Here is a 1,345-nt window from a genome sequence, read left to right on the forward strand (position 1 = left end):
CCCTGGTCGTCGACCACCCGGCGTACGTCATCTACACCTCCGGCTCGACCGGCCGGCCCAAGGGCGTCGTGGTGACCCACCGCGGACTCACGAGCATGGCGGCGGCCCAGCGGCGGCTCGGGGCCGGTGGAGGTTCCCGGGTGCTGCAGTTCGCCGCGCTCGGCTTCGACGCCACGGTCTGGGAACTCGTGATGGCCCTCGGCTCCGGCGCCGCCCTGGTGCTGCCCGAGACCGACCGCCTCGCCGGCGAGGACCTGGCGGCCGTCCTGCGCGAGCAGCGCGTCACCCACCTCACCCTGCCGCCCACCGTGCTGGCGACCCTGCCCGCCGAGGCCACCGCACAACTGCCCGACCTGCGGACCCTGGTGGTGGCGGGCGAGGCGTGCACCCCCGAGCTGACCGCGCGATGGTCGCCCGGCCGCCGCATGGTCAACGCCTACGGCCCCACCGAGGCGACCGTCTGCGCCTCGATGAGCGGCGATCTGTCGCCCGGCTCCCCGCCGATCGGCGGTCCGGTGGCGAACACCCGGCTGTACGTGCTGGACGACTCGCTCGGGCTGGTGGCACCGGGTGTGCCGGGTGAGCTGTACATCGCGGGCGAGGGGCTGGCCCGGGGCTACGGCCGGCGGCCGGCCCTGACCGCCTCGCGGTTCCTCGCCGATCCGTACGGCCCGGCCGGGACACGGATGTACCGCACCGGCGACCTGGTCCGCTGGAACGCCGACGGAGAGCTGGAGTACCTCGGCCGTACCGACGAACAGGTCAAGATCCGGGGCTTCCGCGTCGAACCCGGCGAGGTGGCGTCCGCGCTGCTCCGGCACACCGCCGTCGCCCAGGCCGCCGTGATCGTCCGTCCCGGCCCCCACGACGATCTCCAGCTCCTGGCGTACGCCGTACCGGCCGCCGGCCGGACCCTCGACGGCGGCGAACTGCGCGCGTGGTCACAGGACGAGCTGCCCGAGCACCTGGTGCCGTCGGCCGTCGTCGTGCTGGACGAGATCCCCCGCACCGCGCACGGGAAGATCGACGAGCGGGCGCTGCCGGACCCGGAGCAGACCGGTGGCCGGGCACGCGCACCGCGTACACCGCAGGAGGAACTGCTCTGCCTCCTCTTCGCCCAGGTCCTCGACGTGCCGCGGGTCGGACCCGACGACAGCTTCTTCGATCTGGGCGGCCACTCGCTGCTCGCCACCCGGCTCATCATCCGCATCCGCAAGGCGTTCCGCTGCGAGCTGGCGCCCCGCGCCCTGTTCGCGGCGCCTTCGCCGGCGGAGTTGGCGGTGGTGCTGGGGGAGGGGCAGGGCCGGGTCCAGATGGCGCTGGAGCGGGTGGCGCGTCCTGTGTT

Annotated in this window: 1 protein-coding gene; it reads left to right on the plus strand. The window is 74.4% G+C overall.

Annotation, left to right across the window (positions count from 1 at the left end; translation table 11 throughout):
* Positions 1–1,345, plus strand: a 1,345-nt coding sequence (locus tag ABZ576_RS34400) for a non-ribosomal peptide synthetase (protein WP_360750074.1), incomplete at both ends; no start/stop codon positions are given.

The sequence above is a fragment of the Streptomyces sp. NPDC013455 genome, from assembly GCF_040632975.1.
Lineage (GTDB): Bacteria > Actinomycetota > Actinomycetes > Streptomycetales > Streptomycetaceae > Streptomyces.